Below are 21,328 nucleotides of genomic sequence, written 5' to 3'. Positions count from 1 at the left end.
GAGCGGTTCCTGCGCGCAAATCTCACCGGCCAGGGCATCCTGGTCCTGTCCAACCTGGAGATGCTTTTTGCCTATCACATCGAGCTGAACCTACTACGAACCATGGCGGCGGACGAGGACCGGGTGCTGCTCCTTCTGCCCGGCCGGAGGTCGCGTGGCCGGATCATCATGTTTCATGAAATGGACGAGGGTGACTACACGCTGCCCACAAACCTGATTGCCGAAAACCACTTATGGGAGATTAGGGAGTGAAGGGCAAAGGGCAAAGGCGAAAGGGTAAAGAAATGGCAACGAGTATAGATGCAGTTAAAAAAATTGCCGCAGTCCGCCGGGAGTTAAATGAGCGGTTTTCAGTGATGCGCATCGGCGTTTTCGGTTCGTGCGCCAGAGGGGATGAAAGCTCCGAAAGCGATGTGGATATCATCGTGGAACTGGCTGAGCCTACCTTTGATAATTACATGGACCTTAAATTCAGGCTGGAAGAGGTTCTTCAGCGGCCTGTGGATCTGGTTCTGGCGGATACCGTAAAACCTCGTCTCAGGCCGATCATAGAGCAGGAGGTGGTTTATGCGTAGGGATCCCCGCCTGTATATAGACGACATCCTGGAGGCCATCGGCCAGATCCGGGAATACACGGTTTCGATGAGTTATGACGTCTTCACACGGGACCGGAAGACCCAGGATGCAGTGGTGCGCAATCTCGAGATCGTCGGCGAGGCGGCAGGACGCCTGCCGGAGGCGGTAAAGGAACGGGCCGGTGATATTGAGTGGCGAAAGATTGTGGGGCTGCGAAACATATTGGCCCATGAGTATTTCGGCGTCAGCCTTCCCGTAGTCTGGGACGTGGTGCAAAACAAACTGGATGCGCTCGAAACCGCCTGCAGAAGACTTTTAAAGGATGAAAAGCCGGGATCGAAGGAGCAGGAATAGATGCCCAAACGCAACCCTGACAAGAACATGAGCCTTTGGAAAAAAGAAGTCCCCAAGATGCCGGAGGGTTACTATTCCGGCGATAAGCCGAACCCGAACCTGCGGTCATTCGTGGAGCAGCATATCAAGGAGCGGCCATACGATCCGAAGACGGACGATTATGATGTTTCCGCTTTCGATAAGCCCATTGAAACCACCAAGGCCACGGCCATCTATAACATGCACACCTACTGGTCGAAGAAGCCGCATGATGCCATCCGCCAGTACATCCGGCACTATACCAAACCCGGCGATCTGGTGCTCGATCCCTTCTGCGGCTCGGGCGGCACAGCCCTAGCTGCGCTGATGGAGGGCCGTAAGGCCATCGCCATCGACCGCTCTCCGGCGGCGACCTTCATCACTAAGAATTACTGCGCGCCGGTTGACGTGGATGAACTCCAGAAAGCTTTCGAGGATCTCAAGCGCAAGGTCAAGCCGGAGATTGACTGGCTTTACGAGACCCGATGCGACCGTTGCAACGGCAAGGCGACTACGGCCTACACGGTTTATTCCCAAGTCTTTCAGTGCCCGCGCTGCCTGGAGAAGGTGACGCTGTTCGATTGCGTGGAGGTAGAAGGAACTACTGCCAAGGGTAAACCCAAGAAAATCAGCGCCTGCCCCCGCTGCCACAAAAGAGGCATTGTGGAAGAGATCAGCACGCGAGCTAAAAAATTTGGCGCAGTGCCGGTGCTGGTGAGCTATATCTGCGAAGCCGGATGTAAACCGGCACGTGGCGAGAGGCGACACAACGACCCGGATAAAAAGAAACGCGATTATTTCGTGAAATATAATCTGGAGAAGATTCGGGATATTGAGGCGAAGGATATTCCGTACTGGTACCCAAAGGATCGGATGATGCATGTTGACTCTGACACGGAGCCTTGGGGGAATGAATGGCGGCCGGGACGTAATTTTCGAACTGTTGCCGAACTCTTTACCAAACGCAATTTATGGGCTTTGGCAGCGTACCTTGAAGAAATTAAAAATGCAGGTGATCACAAAGATCAGCTTTCATTTATGTTCACTAGTATTCTTCTAAAGTCGTCGCGGATGATGGCGCACAATAATGATGGAATTGGTCGCATTCAAAAGGGTACCTATTACATACCGCAGTTATTGCATGATGTTCATGTTGGAAGATTTATGCATGAATCTTTGGGTGACATGATATCCGGCTATAACAATATAGCATTACAGCAATCCAAACTGTTTATTGATACATCCAATGCATGTGTTATGCGAATCCCAACTTCATTTGTAGACTATATTTTTACAGATCCCCCGTATGCAGAAAAAGTCCAATATGGTGAATTAAATTTCATATGGGAAACTTGGCTTAATTTAGATATGCATTGGCATGAAGATGAGATTATAGTTAATGAAGTGCGTGGAACAACAGAAGAAGACTGGGCTAATATGATGCGCCAAGCAATGGCAGAATGCTATCGAGTATTAAAACCAGGACGTTGCACTTCCTTCTGCTATCACGATACCTCAGAAGGCACTTGGGCTTTGGTGCAAGATATTATGGCCCAAGCTGGATTTGTCGTGGAGAGGACTGAACAAGCACTCTACATTGATTCGGCCACTAAAACTACAAATCAATATTTTGCAGATAAAGTCAACAAACGTGATCTTGTCATCAACTTTCGCAAGCCAAAGTCAGGTGAGGTAGCGGCGACCATTGCTATCACCGGCGAGGAAGACGAAACTACTTTTAACGATAAGGTCCGCCAAATTATCGGTGATTACATCGGCGCAAACCCCGGCTGTACCAAGGACCGCATCTATGACGAGGTCGTGAGCCGCATGGTGCGTAGCGGTCAAATGGAAGCGTACGACTTCGACGAGCTATTAAGGCAGGTGGCTGATGAGGTCAAAACACCTGTAATCAAAAACTTGTTTGAACAGAAAGAGCCGGACTTATTCGGTACCCACGAGGTGAGAAGATTGGTGCATTTATTAAGGGACATCTCAAAAAACACCCGGGCGACGAAGGGGTTCACTATAGCGACCTATTCGAGCACTACATTTACATGGTGAAGGACAAGCCACGCCGTCAACTGGCCGAATTCCTGCCCGATTATTTCTACAAGACCGAACAAGGCACCTGGCGGCTTCCCGCCTCCGAGGAAGAGGAAAAGGCCAAGCGTGAAGCCCGGGTCAAGGGACTGGGCCGGAGGGTGAAGCGCTATATCGCCCAGCTCGAACTGGGCGCTGCCATCCCCGATCAGGAACGGCCGAGCGACGCTACCATTGCCGAGTGGATACGCCACTGCAAGCGGGCCGGGCTCTACGAGCAGGGCAAGCTCTTGTACGAGAAAGGCGGACTCAACCCCGACAACCTCACCGAGGAGGCCATGGTTAACGTCGAGGAAGATTACCAGGTTTGCGCACGCATGCTGGCGAGAGATGAGGGTAAAGCGCAAAGGCGAAAGGGCAAATCGGTATAAGGAATACACTATGGTGACACAAATGAACGATCAATTGAATAAACGGCAATATTCGGCGAAACGGAAAAAGCTGCTGGATCTTGAGTTGGCTCGTTACGTTGGCTTGCTGACGGAGCACGGGTCACCTGAAAAGGTGATTTTGTTCGGAACCCTGGCAACTGGTTCGGTTCACGAATGGTCCGATATCGATCTGGTGGTCGTGGAGCGTACCCAACTGCCTTTTTTCCAGAGAATCAAAAAGGTCCGCAAACTCCTTCAACCCAAAGTCGGCATGGATATCATGGTGTACACGCCGGAGGAATTTGACCGGCTATGTGCGGATCGGCCGTTTTTCAAAGAAGAAATCATCGGCAAGGGGGAAATCGTCTATGAACGCGCCAGGTGATCGATGGTTGGAATTCGCCCGCCAGGATTTACAGATGGCGGAACTTGCATTGAAAGAAGGTATTTATAACCAGGTCTGTTTTCACAGCCAGCAGTGCGTTGAAAAATGCATAAAAGGCTTGATAGCGAATATTGGGAAAACACCTCCTCGAACCCATTCGATTGTCGATCTGCTTGGCCTGCTGCCAACGGGATATCTTTCGCATTTACAGGATGATTTGGCCCAACTCGACATTTTCTATATTCCGACCCGTTATCCCGATGCCTTGCCGGGTTCATTGACGGATGGGCTGCCGGGTGAGGAAGATGCCCGGGATGCTATTGAAGCCGCCCAGGCGTGCTGGAAAAAAATTGGCTCAAAGGAGTTAGGAGGACGATAAAATGGCCGATGACCTGTTTACCTTCAGGAAAGACCTGAGCGAGATCTGCACGGTTCCGGACAAGATCATCTCCGTCTATTCCCTGGAGAAGCATGTCTGGGCTGATTCGAACTCCGAGGCGAACCGTAAGGCCCGCAAGCCGGAGCTGCAGACCATTGAGGAATTTCAAATCGATCCGGTCCGGCCGTTCCTCACGGACATCCTGCGCAACATGGCCGCCCCCTGGAAGCGGGAGCGCAAGGAGAATCCGGTTGGCCAGGGGTATTGGATTCAGGCTGAGTTCGGTTCCGGTAAATCCCATCTGCTCTGCTGTCTTTCCGCCCTGGCTCTGGGACGCAAGGATGCCTGGGATATCGTCAAGAAGAAGGAAGACGCCTCCGGCCGCGGCAAGCGCGAGTCCCTGTTTCGTTTCTGGGAGGCGGGAATCGAGGCCAAAAGCAGCAAAGGAACCAAGGGCATCTTCGTCATTGTCAAGACACTGGTAGGAGCGGGCAGCGGTACGGTGGGCCTGACCGATAAAGGCCGGCGTCTCTCCGAGTACATCCTGGATGCGGCCAAGGAGCAGATACAGGTCGAACTCGGCAAGAACATCTCGCTTTATCCTGTGGAGCTGTTGGCCGACCGGTTCATCACCGAGGACATGGAGCGCTACCGGAGGGACCTGGCCAAGTTCCTGCGTGCCCCGAAGTTTTTCGACGAGGATGAATTCGAAGAGGTTGACGACTTCCTCCGCACCATCCAGCAGAACAAAACACCGGAATATAAACGGAGCTGCGGCAATAAGCTCTGGCGCTTCTACACCGAATATCTGAAAGTCCAGCCCCAGATTGCCGCGGAGACCGAGGACATCCTCACGCACATGATAGAAACGATTCTGGCCGAGGGGTATAGCGGGGTTCTTTTGGTGTTGGACGAAGTGTCGCTGTTCATGAAGAACCGGGACGAGGATCAGCGGACCGATGACGAGAAGACCCTGGTCGTACTGTCCAACCGCCTGGCGAAAATCCACAATCTGCCCGTGTGGACGGTCTGCGCGGCCCAACAGGCCATCGAAAGCAAGATGGGCGTCAAGAACATCATCGCCGACGACCGGTTGAAACTGGTGAAATTGCTCGAAGAGGACAAGGATTATTACGACATCGTCCTGGCGCGCGTGAGGGAGATCAAAGAACCGGCGGCCATCAGCAACTATTATCTCCATTACAAGCGAGGATTCACTTGGCCCAATAGCATCGGCGAGCCGGACTTTCGTCACTTTTTCCCTTTCCATAAACCTGCCATCGAGGTCCTGCGGGCGATCACCTATGAGCTGACCACGACTCGTTCCGCGATCCACTTCATGCATCAGACCCTGAAGCACCAAATTAAGAACAAGGGCCGCGAGCTCATACGCCTGTGGGAGCTGTTCGATGAGGCTGTGCGTTACGAAGAGGACCCGAGCGGCGTCCATGCCGGGCTGGTGGCTATCAAAACGAAACGCGAGACGGACTATCGGGCTTACGAGGCATGCAAGCGCCAGATTGACGGCCTGACCAAGGGCTACTTGAAGGTTCACCGCGACAAGGGCGTCAAGGTCATCCAGACCCTCTTCCTCTATCATATTTCCCGCACGCGCCAGCAGGGCATCACGCCGGAGGAGATCGCCAATTCGGTGCTCATCGAGCGGGACGCCGACGCCAATCCGGACGAAAACAACCAGCACTACGAAACTATCGCCGACAACCTCAAGAAGGAATTACGACAGATCGTCCAGGCCTTCGACGAGGAGAAGCGGCCGAGATACCGCTTTGATCCCGTCTTTACCGGGGTTGATCCGAGGGATGAGTTTAGCAAGGCCAGAGACGAAGCGGAATCCAACGAGGCTATGCAGAAGGAAGCGTGGGACCACCTCCTGGCGCTTGACGAGTGGCCGGTGCGCACGCGCCAGATGACCATCGATTTGTCCAGCGGCGTCAGGTCTACATTCAGGGACATCGCTCCGTTCATTGCACCATGGGAGGACCGAGGCGCTGCACGTTCCGGGGATCAAAATCTGGATGTGATCTGGCGAGGGCGGCAGATTTCCGGGCGGGTGGGGATGCGCGATCTCGGGCGAATGTTCTCCGAAAATCTGCCGCTACCACCCATTGAAAGCGATCAGACAGATCTTGATTTCGCCGTATATATCGGCGCCCGCCACGTCGCGGACACCTCCATTCTCAAGCTGGTCGAGCGACGCAAGGACCCACGCGTCCTTCTCTGGACCCCGGCAGAGCTGACCCAGGAAGAACGCGACCGGCTCATGGATTTTGCCGCCTACCGCAAGCTCATTTCCGACGGGCAGGGCAAGGAAACCGAGGATGCCGTCGCGGTGGTCAACTGGGTTTCCAACGCGCTCCAGTCCGACCTTGCCAAGATCGTAAAGATCGTGGACAACAGCTACGCCCGGGGCCGTGTCGACGCGCTGAACAACACCCAGATGGAGTTCCGCGTGGCCGGCGAACTGGCGGCCATCCTGACGCCGTTGGTGGATCGGGTGCTTACAGCGGCCTATGTGTCCAGGGACATCAAGTTTGATCCGCCCTTCGTATTCCGCAAGGAAGAGGGGGTCAAGGTCATCAACGGCATCGTCAGGACAGGCCGGATTCGCAAGGGGGCAAAGCCCAATCAGAACATAAGCGCCGCACAGAACTTCGGCTTCGGCCTGAACATCATGAAAAAGAGCGCCGAAAAAGAACTGGATGTTTCGGGCAACGCCTATGTGCAGGAGATGTGGACGTTCATCGATGACAAGTTGACGGACGATGGCCAAACCATAAAGGTGGATACCCTTTACAAGAACTTCATGGGCATCGGCGGTCCGAAGGATTACGGGCTCACGCGACGCATGGTTCAGCTCTATATGCTCTGTCTGGTCCGGGAGGGGCGTGTGCGGATCACCTTGGGGGCCAAGGCCGGGCTTGCCCTTCCCCTGCTCGACTATTCGAACATAGCCGATGTGGAGTTTTCGACCAAAGTGCTGGATGCCTTGGGCGAGATTCAAAAAGTGGCCAAGCCCGAGAATTGGGAAGTCTTGAGACCGTATGCGGAGAAATTGCTCGGAACCGAAATCCCCACCACTCACGATGACGCCATGATCTCCGAACACCGGGCCAAGCTACGGCAACTGTTCGCCCAGGAAAAAGAATCCTCGTCACGGGTGGCGAGCCGGGCGCAGAGCCTGTTCGACGCACTGAAGTCCGTCAATCCCTATGAAGCGGAACTGGCGCAGGTTGTGAAGCTTTTTTCCGCAAATATCGATGGCGGCGACGACATTTACCTTTTTCTTTACGCCCTTAAAGAGGCCATGGGGTATCAGGCTTTTGATACGAACATGGCGACCCCTGCCGAGGTGGACGATCTTGCCAATCGACTCAAAAACTGCAGGGACCTTCGGGCTTTCCTTGAATACGAGACCGAGCTTCGGACAGCTCATGCCTACTGCGCCATCACCCTGGGAGACCAGAAAGAACTGGCTCAGGCACGAAAGGCTATAGAAGCCGTCCGGGCCAAGCTTGGCACCCTGAAAGACTATATCGATTCCGACGTAAAGCTGAAGACCGAACTCGTGGGCCATTTCCCACCGGTCGAGGAGGAAAGAGACACGATTGCCGCAATGATCCGCGAGTACTCATCGGTATACGTACCGATGCACGAATCCGTGGTGAACAGGATCGACGCCAGTCGCAAGCAGATTCAGGATGCAATAACCGGAGCCGACATTAACGCACTCGGCGTCCTGGATGGTGTCACGGCACTGCAACCGCCAAGCACGGACAAACTGATTTCCCGTCTGACCCATCTCCGTTCTGAAATATTCGAGTGCCCATCTCCTTCGCGCGCTTCCGTCGAGGATCACCTGCGCAACGGTCCGTTGCATGAATGCGGTTTGTCTTTTGTGAATGCGTCAATCCATGCGCAGACGGCAAGCGATGCAGCCAAGAAGGCCGGTCAATTGCTCGACGATGTATTCCGCCGGAAGATGGAGGTTTTCTTGAATCCTACCGTGCGGGAACGGCTTGAGCAGGGAAAGACGGAGCCGACCATCTCCGGTTTGCTGGCGTGCAAGACCACTGAAGAGCTTCGCACCTATTTCGTCAAAGTCGTGCGGGAACCGCCTGGGATCGTGGACATCATTAACAAATACCTCAAGCGCATCGTTGTGAAGCGAGTCAGAATCGCCGACTTCAGGCCCAATGTTGGCACCATTCAGAAGGACCAGGTCGGGACAGTCGCAGAGGAATTCGGCCGGTTCCTTGAAACCCAGTTCACCGAAAACGAGGGAGACGACGACTCCCTTCCAATGCTCCAGTTGGAATAGGAGGGCGAGTCGATGCTTTCGAGCTGGGTAATTGATAAGTTGGAAGCGCTGAAGGATGAGCAGATTCTGCTTGTCCAGGATTCGCTTCGACTTCTCCCCGAGGCCGACGGTGCTGTCCACCGGTTCGCTAATGAGAGCGGATTTACGGTGATCATCGCATCTACGAATCTCGTCTTCAGGGAACTCTTTGAAAGGGCAACCGTTTCAAAGGATACGAAGAAGCTGCTCCTGATCGACCGTGCTCCGGCGCGAAGGAGGGCCCATGCGTCTCTGACAAAAGCGCCTCCCCCTTTTTACCCTGATCTTCTTTCCAGAACCGCTGAGACGGCACGGATCGAAATCAGTCTACGGCAGTTTCTGATTGAAAAGACCGGGGACCCGAACTGGCCTCAAGAGTCCAATGATCCAAGGTTCGCAAGGCTGATTACGGGGTGCTTAGACGCTGTTCTCAAAGCACACGCGAGCCTGCGCGTGGCGCATCCGACACGGTTTACTGACCACGATTTCAAGACGATTGTTGCCTATTCGGCATTGGGGGTGCCCGAGGCCGCTTTCAAACGCCCGGAGGCAAGAAGCTACTGGCGTATCGGCCTTATCGGGTATCCGGCGCTTGAGGAACTTGATTCGCTCGCCCCGGAAGTAGCGCGTTCCATCCGCGACGAGCTGCGCAGCGCCCCGGCTCCCTTCTGCTGGTTCGCTGACTCGCCGCCGGAACTGATAGTCAGGGCTTTTTATCTGTCAACGATACTATCCCAGCACGTTGAGCATTGGAAGCTCATGCTTGCCAGTATTGACCCGGACCTCACAACTTTCAGTGAAATCGACAAAGCACTGATTGGCGAGGCCGCACCTGAACTTGTGTCTATTGACCCCCATCGGGCTCATCGCGACCTTCAGGATGTCGAATCATCGTTGTCCAAGGATGCAATCAACCTCATCCTTCTCGATCAACTGAAGGTTACGGCCAGCGGTCGCTTTGCGGAGGTTATCGAGAATGAACATTATTCGGTCCTTATCCGATCCTTGGCCCTATTGGTCGGCCTGGACAGTTTCCTCTCCGACGCTCCGCCCCTTGCTTCACATAAGAAACTCGATCAGGTGCTATTCACAGAAACAGATGGCAAGAAGGACCTGTTTATCGAACAACGTCCTTCGCCGGCCTGGGAGAATCTGAAGGCGGCATATCGTTTGGTGCGATCAATCCGCGACATCCGGGACGCCTTGGATGTCGCCGTAAAGAACCTGAGTGTGAAACCAACCTCAGAGTTGACTTTCGAGTGGTTCCGAGCCTTATGGAATGATCGTCGGGCAAACCGTCTGGAATACTTTCTGTCTGCTCTGGAGCGTTTGGTGTTTAGCGTCGATTTTCTCCCACGTTCCGCAATCGATCTGCCGCCCGCTTTTCTGTCGGCACAAGATCGTATTCGAGAGCGCGTGAGCTTGCTGCGCGACGACACGCAAAAGGCGCTCGCGAGCGTGAACGCCCGTTACCAAGAACTGGTGGCCGCAAAGTACAAATCGTGGGTTGCTTCGGATTCATCGGAAGTAAGATTGACCAGCCAGTTCTTGAGGCGGTGCCTTAAGCCTCATTGGGACCCCCAAGGCGAAAAGGCAGTGGTGTTTGTGTTCGACGGCATGCGTTACGACATATGGGACGAGCTGGTCAGGCCGATATTTGAGGATCGCATGGAGATCATTGCGGATTACCCCGCCACGTCCCTTTTGCCCTCAGAGACCCACATAAGCAGAAAAGCGATCTTTGCTGGAACATTTCCCGATTCCTTCGACACCCGGCGCGGCGAAGACGCTCTTCTTAAAGAAGCGATGCACCGAGAGTTCGGATATGCAGGGGATGTCGAAGTCGTGGCTCCCGATGGTATGGGAACCGGTGAGACCGTTCGGTATCGAGCAGGCAGCATCGAGTTCTTCATCTTTGAACTCTGTGACAAGGAACTCCACAAGATTCCGGTGAAAACACTGCCCGATGGTCGATGCGTTCCCGGACGCCCGCTGGCATTCATCTATCAGCAGCATATCAAGGACATCATCGACACCGAGGTCATGGCCATCATTCGTGGACTAACACCAGATACCAAGGTCTTTGTAATAGCCGACCATGGATTTGGCGCTATCGGTCGCGAGCGTATCCGTATTGATTTGCCTTGGTTGAATGAGCCGAATGATTGTTTCTATCAGAACGCGTGGCTTAGACAGACCCTGAACGGTGTCGGCGCACCGCGCAAGGTTCGCGATAGCGTCCTGGAGTTTCCGGTCGGTGATCTGCGGATGCCCAACGCCGGGGAAGCCCTTGACCGGTCCACCAAACAGAGTTGGCAAAAGAAATTCGAATCGATCATTTTTCCGAAAACCGGTTACGCCCTGGCCCGGCCGAAAGCCAATTTCAATCCGGATGCATATTCACACGGTGGGATTTCGATCCAGGAAATGCTTGTGCCCATGCTTGCCATGCGTGTGAAAGCGCCGGAAGAGGGTCTGCTTGTCCTCGGCCCGATTACCGGGCCCGCGGAACTCATTGAAGGGGAAGAAGCCGAGTTTAAGATGCCTGTTGAACTTACGGAATCTCATAAACATAGGGAGCTCCGGCTCGAGGCGCAAGCGGTATATCAGAACAAAGAGGAAACACCGGCCTTGCCCTCCCAAGTCGAATACATTTCTACGGCGGGAGGAGACGTCGTTTTTCGATTTGTTCCAGATGCCGCCGATGCTTCGGATGAAGAGCGCAAGGCTGGCATCATGGAGCGGCTGCTGAGAATCAGCGTCACCTATCGTGAGGCGCAACGCATGGTGAGAAAAGCGCGGACTATTCGGTTCTCCATGCGCCTGAATTCAGAAAAGATCGTTCGCCGAGTACCAGCTCATCTCGGGAAGATATTGGGCTTGACCCCAAGGAGCATGAAGTGATGCCGGATGCCAAGACAACAACCCAATCAACATGGGCGAGTCGGAACCCCGAATCGCTCGTGGTTGTTCCTGTGTCGCGGGTGGAGGACTGTGGATGAACCTGAAATTGAAAGAGGTCTTCAGAGGCAAGGTTGTCAACAAGGCCCATACGATTAACACGGGAGTTGACGAATTTCCGCGCTATGTCCTGGAGTACCTGATCGACAACTACTGCTCCGAGGAAACCTTCCACGAGGACATGGAAAAGGTCGTCAGAAGGCTCAAGGAGACCTTCGTCTATGGGGCGGAGGCCGAAAAAATCAGGCATTACATTCGTGAAAACCGCAGCCACTCGGTAATCGCGAGCCTGGAAGCCCGGCTGGTTGAGACGGAGGACAAGTATTGGGGCACGATTTCCGCCATCAACGAGAACTTTGTGAACATACCGGAAAGCATCGTCCGTCAATACCCCATGCTGCTTTCGGGCGGAATGTGGGGAACCATCGACCTGACCTATGACGAGACCGAGATTCATAACAAGAAAATCAGACCCTTCAAGATCACCGGGTTCATGCCTTTTCAGGTCAGCGTCATCAATCTTGATGAGTTCATAGAGCGTCGCGAGGAGTTCTCTACCGACGAATGGATTGATGTCTTGGTAAACTCCTGTGGGCTTGATCCTTCGAAAATGACCCGGCGACAGAAGTTACTTTTTCTTTGCCGTTGCATTCCTCTGGTCGAAACGAACGTCAACATGGTGGAACTTGCACCTCGGGAAACCGGCAAGACCTATCTCTATCGCAATATCTCATATTACGCTCACGTGCTGTCCGGCGGCAAGGCGACTCCTGCCCAGCTTTTCATCAACCTCAATACCGGGAAGATTGGCGAAGTCGGCGTTCGGGACGCCGTTGTTTTTGACGAGATCGCGAACACTGATTTTACCGATCCAAGGTCCTTCGTAAGCATCATGCAGGGATATATGCAGGATGCGAAATTCAGCAGGGGCAAGAAGGAAATCCTTGCTTTCGCCAGTTTGGTATTTGTAGGCAACCTGGACGTCCAAGGTAATCTGCCACATGAAAAATATTACCACCTTTTTGAGCCGCTGCCGGATTTTATGCAGGTCATCGCATTCTTAGACCGCATCCATGGCTATCTGCCCGGGTGGGAAATTCCGAAGTTGGCCCCAAACAGCTATTCGAAGGACTATGGATTCATTACGGATTACTTTTGCGAGATCATGCACGAGCTTCGCCGTATTGATCTCCTGGGAGCGGTACGTTCTCGTTTTGATATAGTTGACCATGCCAGGAGGACGCAGGGTATCTCTGGCCGCGATCAACGCGCTATTATCAAAACCAGCTCTGGCCTGCTGAAGTTGCTTCACCCTGATGGTCGGGTAGCCGACGAGGAACTTGAGGACATTTTGAGTCTGTCCTGCGAACTGCGGCAACGGGTGCGAGACCAGCTCCATTTGATTGCACCGGGCGAGTATGACCGTATTTCTTTAGGATCGCTGATGCAGCCGTCGGGTAAGCAAGTTGTGCCTGAGCTTCCGGATAGCAATCGTGTTCAGCGCGTTGCGCTCCCCGAGAAGCCTTCAGTCGGTGAGGTTGTAGGCTTGGCCGTCGAAGGGGACCATGGTTGCATCCTTCACTTTGAGATGCAAGCGACCAAGGGGTCCGGACGCATCGTACCGCTCGGGTCGATCCAAAGGGTCATGCGGGAAAGCATCGAAGCAGCAGCTCAGTACATCCGGGCAAAGCACGAGGACCTCGGCATAAGCGCCGAATGGCGAAAGAGTTTTGATGTAGCGGTACTGGCGACCTTTATGGGCGTACCCAAGGAGGGTCCGTCTGCCGGCATCACAATTGTTGCCGGGATCGTATCGGCTTTGAAAAAGGCCCCCGTGCGAAACGACCTCGCCATGACCGGTGAGATTACAATAATGGGTAAGGTGCTCCCGGTTGGCGGCATTCAACAGAAGGTCCGGGCTGCTTACGATGCAGGAGTCAAAGAGGTTCTTTTGCCTGCTGATAATTTGAAAGAGGCGGAGGGGTTACCCTCCTATGTGCTCGACGGTATCAAGCTGACCCCGGTAAGTAGCATAGATGAGGTGCTTGAGGTTTCTTTAAGTATGAACAAGCCGTAAAGACAAACGCCATGCCTCGAAATCTCCTTATGCCTGGATGCTGATCCAACATCCTGTCCAGAACCGGGTTCATAGGCCGGCTGATGATTCTGGTTCGCTCATCCGAGTTCTCTATTCGTACCGCCTATATTCCTTAACGGTAGCCAGTCGCAACAGGCCGAGGGCGGCCGATCTTTTGACCTTCTCGTCCGAATCGGCGATCAGGGGCATGACAGCGTCCATGGCGTCCACCGCTCCCAGATTCGAGAGTGCGTCCACAGCCGCTTTCCGGACTTCCCAGCTTGAATCGCCTAAAGCCTCCCGGAGCACGGTTATCACACCTTCTTCTTTGGTGGCCGTGTTGCCAAGAGCAACCGCCGCCACCGAGCGCACCTCGGGTCGCGGATCTTTCATGCGTTCCACAAACGCCGGAATGGCCTCGTTTACTTTGATGTGATTCAGAGCGATGACCGCTTCTCTCCGGATGATCGGATTCTTGTCTTGCAATACATGCAACAGCGCGCCGGCCGCCTGGGCATAACCGAGTTTACCCAGACAGATGACAGCCGCTTTTTTCGTTTCAGTATCCTTACTGTCCAAAAACGGTAGGATCCGCTCCCCGGCTTTTGGCGACTCCAAAAGCGTCAGCCCGCTCATGGCGGCCATGGCGACTTGCGGGTTTGGCAGCTTCATGGCGTCCAGCAACGGCTTTTCCGCCAAATCGGGATCGATTTGGCTCAGGGCAATGGCGGCCGCCTTCTTGACCTGCCACACTTCTTCACCCTCATCCGCCGGATCCGCCTTACCGGGGACCTGACCCTTCGGAGGCTTGCCGTCCAGGCCGGCGTACGAAATGACTCGCTGTCTCAACCCATCCGTCTCCCCGCCGAGGATCTTAACCAGATAGGGTTTGGCTTTCACGGCTTCGAGCAGACCGAGGGCTTGAACCGCGGTCAGGCGGACCTGCCAAGCCTCGTGCTTTAACATTGGGATGATTTTGTCCACGCTCTCCTTGATATTCAGAACGCCGGCAAGTTTGATCCCGCAGCGTGCGATGTTCGGGTCCTTCTCGCCAAGCGCTTTGAGCACGGCATCCTGGATCGATTGTGTCATCAGTGATTCCTGCTTCTTCAAATAAGGTCAAAACGTACCACTTGATCGCTTCTTCGCATAGTAAACTCAGGCTGTTCCCCATTCAACTCTTTTCTCCCGCCGCGGCGTTTCAACACGGGCCCCCTAGTCCTGCAGATTTCGTTCAGTTCTAGTCCCCGCCGGCTTCATACAACCTCCGTTCATGAAATGATTCCGATCGTGCAAATCGAGTGTGGGTCCAAACAGTGGGGAAAAGACGCGTCTTGACAGGCCTCTGCCTGAAGAGAGAATAAGGGGCGTAACCGAAGGTATTTTATCGGCTATTCTTGAGAGGATCAACCGGGATTCAACCGAGAGCACATTTCTGAGAGGGGGCCGACACCCTCGAGGGGATGTCAGCGGTCTCTGAAAAACGAGCACGGCGCTCTGTTTGTTGAGATGGGAGGTGTTCCGATGGAGTTCACGGACAGGCTGTGGCGGTCCATTGAAGGCATTTACGGTAAAATCCGGGTTCACCCCTTTATCCTGGGGCTTACTGAAGGATCTTTGAACGAAGAGACCTTCCGCTTTTACGTGATCCAGGACGCCTTGTATCTGAAATGCTTCGCTCGAGGCTTGGCCGTTCTCGGAGCCAAGGCGCCGGTGGACGACTGGTTTCTCATGTTCGTGCGGGGGGCGGCCGGTGTCTTCGAAGTCGAGCGGGTTCTGCACGAAGCGTTCATGGCTCGGTGGGGTCTGGCGAAGGAAGATCTGGAAAAGATCCCCATGGCTCCGACGAATCTGATGTATACTTCTTATCTGCTGAAGACGGCCTACGAAAGGCCTTTCCATGAGATCATGGGGGCGTTCCTGCCCTGCTACCGGATCTATCTGGAGGTGGGGAGGGCATTGGAAAAACGGGGATCGCCCAACCCGTTGTTTCAGAAATGGATCGGGACCTATGCCTCCGACGCCTTTGCGGAAAGCGTCCGGGCCGTGCTTGATGCGATGAACGCGGTGGCCAAAGGGCTCACCGATGACGAGAAGGATCGAGTGCGCGAACACTTCATCCTGACCTCGAAAATGGAATATCTGTTCTGGGACATGGGGTACAGACAACAGGAGTGGGGCATTTAGGGATCCCCTCTCCGGCATGTCGTCCCGGATGGCTCACAGCGGTTTTTCCAATTCCTGCTTAAAGCTTTCGACCAGGTCAACGGGGGTGGGATCGATCCCGTCGAGAAGCGCGAGCGCATAGGAGCACCAGTCCACGAACACGAGGGCGGCAAAGATCCGTTGCACTCTCGTCGCGCCCGGCATATTCCACATCCTGAAATCCACGTGATTCAGTTGCCGCTTGCTGAAGACCTTATTCATCACGTCAAAGCGACGGCGGATCTTCGGGTGGCTATCCGGATCATGGAGATAGATCAGGGCAAAGTCGGCCAAGGGCTTGGAGAAGCCGATCATCTCGTTATGATTTGCTTCTGGGAGCGCATTGAAGAAAGCGGGCCGTTTTGAATTTTCATTGAATTTGATCTTTGCTACCCGAGCAACGGACGAAAGATGGATCTCGTCCGTGTAAACAATGGGAATACGATTCTTGATCCAAGCGGCCGTCTCTTCCGCTTCCTTCCGAATCGGCGCTTCACGGAGGAAAGCAGGCAGGGCTGCAAGGTCCGGCCTTGGATCGTCCATCACGCCGGCCTCGAAGAGGATCCTTGCGAAGGATACCACGAAATAGCCTACAGCGGACCGGGGCTGGAAGCCTTCGGGCTCCCGTTCCTTGGGTATGCGAACCAGAGGATAACCTCTTTCCCGGGCAATGGCGGACAGTTCGCCTCCCCCGGTAACGACTACGACATTGCCGGCGTTTTTCGGGAACCCCTGAATGGCCGAAAGCGTCTCTTCCGTTGTACCCGAGAAGGAGCTCGCTATAAAAAGCGTTGAGTCGTCCACCTCGACCGGAAGATTGTAGTGCCGCAACGACCTTACCGGAACTCGAATCTTGCCGCAGAAAGCATCTAGAACCACGTCCACGGGCAGGGCCGAACCACCCATGCCGGCGATGATCGCCTGCCGGAAGGGCCCCTTTTGAATGCGGGGGAATTCCTCGGCAAGGCCGATGTCGATCTGGTCGGGTATTCTCGAGATGACTTCCGCCATGTGGGAATGGTCGTGGAGTTCGGCCAGCTTCCTGAGATCGCTGTCGGCCGGCTTCCTTTCGGGTGGATGATCATTCATTGAATTCACCTCTTCGGTACAGCGGAAATGCGTTCCGAGAGTCCGGCGGAAGATGACGAATTGAGACGGACTCTCGAAAGCCGTGTCGTTCTCCGACATGGTATCCTGCTTGGTGGAAACCGGAAGAAGGATACCGCGGGAACGCCCGTATGCAAAGAAGAAACCTTGGTAAGTCTGTTAAAATGTTGGAACTGTAATCCACCGGAGGCCATGCAACCCTCCCATACCGTCTCGTACGGATTCTTCGCATCCGCATTCTCCTTGACTTGCCAAACGCGCTGTTTCATCCTTATGCAGGTCATTTCAAGGGAAACGAGACGCTTGGCGTCGTTGCTCGAGGAGAGAAGCGTCTCTGCGTTTCCGCAAAGATCATAGATCGGTCACACGGTTCCTTTTGGACCGGCATAGAAACCAGGGGGAGAACCATGGCGGTTTCGGAACAAAGTCGCGCCGTCCGGGACAGGCGGATCGTCCGGGCTACATCCGCTTTCGACTGCGGGGGCAGATGTCCTCTCAGGCTGCATGTTGAAGGCGGAGAGATCAAACGAGTCGAGGGGGACGATGTATCCGAGCCCGATCAGCTCAGGGCCTGCCTGAGGTGTCGGGCGTACAGGAAACACATCCACCATCCGGATCGACTGACGTACCCGATGAAACGGGTTGGGCCTCGGGGGAAAGGCGCTTTCGAACGGATCTCGTGGGACGAAGCCCTGGGAACCTTCGCGTCCGAGCTGACCCGGGTAAAAGAGGCCTATGGAAACGCCGCCATATTTCTAGCCGCCGGGGCCGGATACTTGGGAAGCCTTCATAACGGCCCCGCGGCGGCGGCCCGATTGCTTGCCATGTTCGGCGGATACACGACGCACTATGGAAACGTGTCATCGGAAGGCGCGGTCTGGGCGAGCCTGACTCAGTACGGATCGGTCATGGTGGGCAACAGCCGGGAAGACCTGCTCAACTCGAAACTCATCATTATGTGGGGTTGGGATCCGGCCCGGATGATTTCAGGCACCAACACCACGTACCACCTGATCAAGGCCAGGGAATCCGGGGCAAGGATCATCTGCGTGGACCCCAGATACCACGATTCCGCGGCCCTGCTGGCGGATTGGTGGATACCCATCCGGCCCGGAACCGATACGGCCATGATGGTGAGCATGGCGTACGTGATGATCAAAGAAAACCGGCACGATCAAGGCTTTCTCGATAGATACACCATTGGATTCGACCGATTCCTGGACTACGTGACGGGTGTGGAAGACGGGGTCGAAAAGACGCCGAGATGGGCCGAGGCGATCACGGGCGTGGAGGCTTAGACCATAGAGGCGCTGGCCCGGGAATATGCGACGACCCGGCCCGCCGCTCTCATGGATTGTCAGGGCCCGGCCCGAAGCGCCATGGGGGAGCAGTACAATCGATGCGCCATGACGCTATGCGCCATGACCGGCAACGTGGGCAGACCCGGGGGAAGCGCCGGGGGAGGACTGATGGGCATACCCGTGGGCCATCTGTTCCGGGGCCCGTCGATTCCCGGTCAAAAGAACCCGGTCGAAGTGGGCGCACCCTCGGTGCGGGGCTCGCTCGACCTGAGACTTCGTCTGAACCGGGTCCGAGCTGTTCATGACGCCCACGGCCCGGTTTGCCGATATCCTTCTTCCGGTTACGAGCGCCGCGGAAAGGAACGATCTGAACCGGCCCTGGCCTTCGGGTCCCTATCTTATTTTCAGCAACAAGGCCATCGAGCCCATCGGCGAGTGCAAATCCGACCTGGAAATCGCCACGGACCTGGCGGAAAAACTGGGCTTGAAAGACTTCAATCCTTACGGGGAGGACCAGTGGCTCAGAGCGTTCGTCGAGCAGAACCCCGAGAATGCCCAACACATCAAGGACTACGAGGAATTCAAACGCGACGGCATCCATCGGATAAAGCTCCCGGAGCCCATACTGGCCTTCAAGGAGCAGATCGAGGATCCGGCAAACCACCCTTTTGACACACCGTCCGGAAAGATCGAGATCTACTCCCAACGTGTGGCGGACATGGATCACCCACTCTGTCCTCCGATTCCCAAGTATATGGGAACACCGGAAGATCGAAACGATCCGCTTACGAAAACGCATCCGCTTCAGCTTCTGTCGCCGCATCCCAGAAACAGGGTGCATTCGGAGATGTACAAGGTCGAATGGCTGAGGGAAGTGGAACCTCACCGGATGTGGATCAACCCGGTCGATGCCCGGCCGAGGGGCATCCGCGACGGCGATGAAGTTCATGTTTTCAACGATCGGGGAAAACTGGCGATCACCGCCTGGGTGACGGAGCGCATCGTGCCCGGGGTCATCTCTATTTTTGAAGGCGCGTGGTACGATCCGGACGAGGAAGGTATCGACCGGGGCGGATGCGCCAATGTGCTGACCAACGACGAATATTCCGGCGGCGGGGCGTCCGTCATGAACACGGTGTTGGTGCAGGTGACCAGGGCCTGAGGAGGGACGGACCATGCAGAAAGGGTTTTATTTCGATCAGACGCGATGCACCGGCTGCAGCGCCTGCCGGGTGGCCTGCAAAGACTGGCACGACGTTCCCGCGGGTCCGGAAAACTGGATGCGCGTCTTGTATACGGAAAAAGGGACATTTCCGAACGTGTTTGTCAGTTATCTGGCGGCTCCCTGCTATCATTGCGAGAGCCCTGTATGCGCCGATGCGTGCCCGGTGGGCGCGATCTCCAAAAACGGTGCGGACGGGATCGTGCTGGTGGACTCCGAAATGTGTCTGGGGAATATCGAGTGCGATGTCAAATGCTTGAAAGCCTGCCCCTACGATGCGCCTCAGTTTGGGCCTGAAAAAGGCGCCAAAATGCGGAAGTGCACGTTCTGCGATGACCGATGGGCGGAAGGCAAGTTGCCCGTGTGCGTCGAGTCGTGTCCGACCCGGGCCCTCGATGCCGGTCCTCTGGACGAGCTGATGGCCAAGTACGGCGACGTACGAAATGCCGTGGACTTCACCTGGTCTAAGAGAACGCAACCGGCGGTGGTTTTCAAGGCGAAACGGTACGAGCCGCTGCGCTAGCCGGCGGGAAGGAGCGGTTTTCGCCTCCGCGTTTCCACTCGCGATCACGTTTTATAGGATGCGGATCCCAGTTTGTTTTGCACATTGCTCTTCAATGCGATCGCCTCCTCGAAATCGGGCTTGAGCTTTAGGGAACGTTCCACGCCCTGGAGGGTGTTGGCGTAATCTTTCTTTACATAGAACACCAGCGCCAGATTGTAATACAGATTCGGATCTCTGGGTGAGATCTTGAGCGCTTTCCTGTACTCGGTAATGGCTTCGTCGTATCTGCCCATCTTCCGAAAGGCGATGCCGAGACGGTTGATGATGATAATCGACTTGGGATCCATGGCCTGAGCTTCCCGAAACACCATTTCCGCGTCTTCATAAAGCTCTTTGTTCAAATATCTGTTGCCTACGTCCAGGCGAAGACCAACGTCGTCGGGAAGCGCCATCAGCAGGGCGTTCATGATGTCCCTGGCCTCATCGAACTTCCTCTGATTCAGCAGCTTTTGAGCCTTCGCCAGACAGTCTTCGCGCTGCGCCCCGTATTCCTCCATCTCGACGGATAGTATCGAGTTCAGGAAATCGTACAAGACCTGGTTTTCACCTAGTTTTACGGATACGGGGCCGAACCGTTGATGGAACTTGTCCGACTTGGTGATCTCCAATGCGGCTTTGTGCACCTGTTGATCCAGCGTCTCTTTGGTTTCGGGACGAAACTCGTGGCCAAGTCGCAGTTTCAATCCCTGGGTCAAGGCGTACAGGGATGGAATAAGACGATCTTGTTGGTGAAGCTGTCTGGATTCTTTCAGGTTTTTTAGAACCAGGTTGGCAACCGAGTAGTCGCTGGCATCGGACATGATGACCTCTTCGTTCGCCGCGGTATGGCTCGGCGCTCAAGCGTTATCGGTCAAATTCGGACCTTCGAGGTGAAAACCGGACACCCTCGACATCGGCGGAACACCCCCAATTCAATAGTATGATCGACGTCCTCTCTTCAGCAAAAGAGGATCGGGCATTACCGTGAATTGGGTCGGCAGGCCCATAAGATGCGTAACTCGGGACTTTTCGAATTATATCATCCTATTCCATCATCTGCACATATGCAACATTGATCTTTATATTTGGTGTGCTACAGTAGCGGAAGAATATCGTAACGAAGAATTCATCAAGCGAACGCTTCGGCCCTGCCAAGGCGGCTTTTGCTCGCCGGCAGTTCATACGGGTCGAGGCCCAAGCCGACCACTAGCTCCATCGCCGGGATCTCAGAGAAGTCAACAACAGAGTCAACGTCATCGGCCGCGATACGTGCCACACCCGGACCGAGGATGCCATTTTCGGTAGGTTTTTCCGAGTCTGGACCCTCCGCCTATGTTAATTCCTGATCGCGTTTGGAGAATATCTTAG

The 21,328-nt window shown here is 54.8% G+C and carries 17 protein-coding genes; 14 read left to right on the top strand and 3 right to left on the bottom strand.

Annotated elements, in window-relative coordinates; translation table 11 throughout:
- From HY788_12490 to brxL, 10 genes are all read left to right on the top strand, one after another.
- On the top strand, nt 1-252 hold a 252-nt coding region (locus HY788_12490; protein MBI4774975.1), incomplete at its 5' end, for a hypothetical protein.
- A 32-nt stretch (nt 253-284) separates the two neighbouring features.
- Entirely contained in the window at nt 285-575 is a 291-nt protein-coding gene (locus tag HY788_12485; protein MBI4774974.1) for a nucleotidyltransferase family protein, read from the top strand.
- Nucleotides 568-930: a DUF86 domain-containing protein gene (locus HY788_12480; GenBank protein ID MBI4774973.1), complete on the top strand. Its 363-nt coding sequence runs from the start codon at nt 568-570 to the stop codon at nt 928-930. Before HY788_12485 ends, HY788_12480 begins: the two co-directional genes overlap by 8 nt.
- Nucleotides 931-3,012, top strand: a complete 2,082-nt coding sequence (locus HY788_12475; protein ID MBI4774972.1) for a hypothetical protein — start codon at nt 931-933, stop codon at nt 3,010-3,012. It abuts the gene before it with no gap.
- Nucleotides 3,006-3,422 carry a hypothetical protein gene (locus HY788_12470; protein MBI4774971.1) on the top strand — a complete coding sequence of 139 codons (417 nt, stop codon included), beginning with the start codon at nt 3,006-3,008 and terminating at the stop codon, nt 3,420-3,422. The genes HY788_12475 and HY788_12470 overlap by 7 nt, the downstream gene beginning before the upstream one ends.
- A 22-nt stretch (nt 3,423-3,444) precedes the next feature.
- Nucleotides 3,445-3,807: a nucleotidyltransferase domain-containing protein gene (locus tag HY788_12465; protein ID MBI4774970.1), complete on the top strand. Its 363-nt coding sequence runs from the start codon at nt 3,445-3,447 to the stop codon at nt 3,805-3,807.
- Complete coding sequence (locus HY788_12460) at nt 3,791-4,186, top strand: HEPN domain-containing protein (protein ID MBI4774969.1); 396 nt, start codon at nt 3,791-3,793, stop codon at nt 4,184-4,186. Before HY788_12465 ends, HY788_12460 begins: the two co-directional genes overlap by 17 nt.
- A 1-nt stretch (nt 4,187) precedes the next feature.
- Complete coding sequence (locus HY788_12455; protein ID MBI4774968.1) at nt 4,188-8,525, top strand: hypothetical protein; 4,338 nt, start codon at nt 4,188-4,190, stop codon at nt 8,523-8,525.
- A 12-nt stretch (nt 8,526-8,537) separates the two neighbouring features.
- On the top strand, nt 8,538-11,447 hold the full coding sequence (locus HY788_12450) for a PglZ domain-containing protein (GenBank protein ID MBI4774967.1): 2,910 nt from the start codon (nt 8,538-8,540) through the stop codon (nt 11,445-11,447).
- A gap of 94 nt (nt 11,448-11,541) precedes the next feature.
- Nucleotides 11,542-13,581 (top strand): BREX system Lon protease-like protein BrxL, encoded by a 2,040-nt coding sequence (gene brxL / locus HY788_12445; GenBank protein MBI4774966.1) that lies wholly within the window; start codon nt 11,542-11,544, stop codon nt 13,579-13,581.
- A gap of 111 nt (nt 13,582-13,692) precedes the next feature.
- Here brxL and HY788_12440 read toward each other — a convergent pair whose 3' ends face one another.
- Nucleotides 13,693-14,673 carry a HEAT repeat domain-containing protein gene (locus HY788_12440; GenBank protein MBI4774965.1) on the bottom strand — a complete coding sequence of 327 codons (981 nt, stop codon included), beginning with the start codon at nt 14,671-14,673 and terminating at the stop codon, nt 13,693-13,695.
- A 417-nt stretch (nt 14,674-15,090) separates the two neighbouring features.
- On the opposite strand from HY788_12440, the gene tenA reads away from it, so the two are divergent.
- Entirely contained in the window at nt 15,091-15,768 is a 678-nt protein-coding gene (tenA, locus tag HY788_12435; GenBank protein MBI4774964.1) for a thiaminase II, read from the top strand.
- A 33-nt stretch (nt 15,769-15,801) separates the two neighbouring features.
- On the opposite strand, the gene HY788_12430 is transcribed toward tenA, so the two are convergent.
- Nucleotides 15,802-16,875, bottom strand: a complete 1,074-nt coding sequence (locus tag HY788_12430; protein MBI4774963.1) for a hypothetical protein — start codon at nt 16,873-16,875, stop codon at nt 15,802-15,804.
- Between the two features lie 425 nt (nt 16,876-17,300).
- Between HY788_12430 and HY788_12425 the strand changes: the two genes are divergently transcribed.
- The 3 genes from HY788_12425 to HY788_12415 all read left to right on the top strand — a co-directional run bounded on the left by HY788_12425 (nt 17,301) and on the right by HY788_12415 (nt 19,939).
- On the top strand, nt 17,301-18,191 hold the full coding sequence (locus HY788_12425; protein MBI4774962.1) for a molybdopterin-dependent oxidoreductase: 891 nt from the start codon (nt 17,301-17,303) through the stop codon (nt 18,189-18,191).
- Nucleotides 18,192-18,495: 304 nt separating this feature from the next.
- A complete protein-coding gene (locus HY788_12420; protein MBI4774961.1) occupies nt 18,496-19,356 on the top strand; it encodes a molybdopterin-dependent oxidoreductase in 861 nt (286 codons plus the stop codon).
- A 13-nt stretch (nt 19,357-19,369) separates the two neighbouring features.
- Nucleotides 19,370-19,939, top strand: coding sequence for a 4Fe-4S dicluster domain-containing protein (locus HY788_12415; GenBank protein MBI4774960.1), 570 nt, complete (start codon nt 19,370-19,372; stop codon nt 19,937-19,939).
- A gap of 44 nt (nt 19,940-19,983) precedes the next feature.
- On the opposite strand, the gene HY788_12410 is transcribed toward HY788_12415, so the two are convergent.
- Complete coding sequence (locus HY788_12410) at nt 19,984-20,781, bottom strand: tetratricopeptide repeat protein (GenBank protein ID MBI4774959.1); 798 nt, start codon at nt 20,779-20,781, stop codon at nt 19,984-19,986.
- Nucleotides 20,782-21,328: the final 547 nt, after the last annotated feature.

This window comes from Deltaproteobacteria bacterium (assembly GCA_016208165.1).
Taxonomy (GTDB): Bacteria; Desulfobacterota; Desulfarculia; order JACQYL01; family JACQYL01; genus JACQYL01.
The sequence above is the reverse complement of the archived record's forward strand: the minus strand, read 5'-3'. Positions and strand labels throughout refer to the sequence as shown.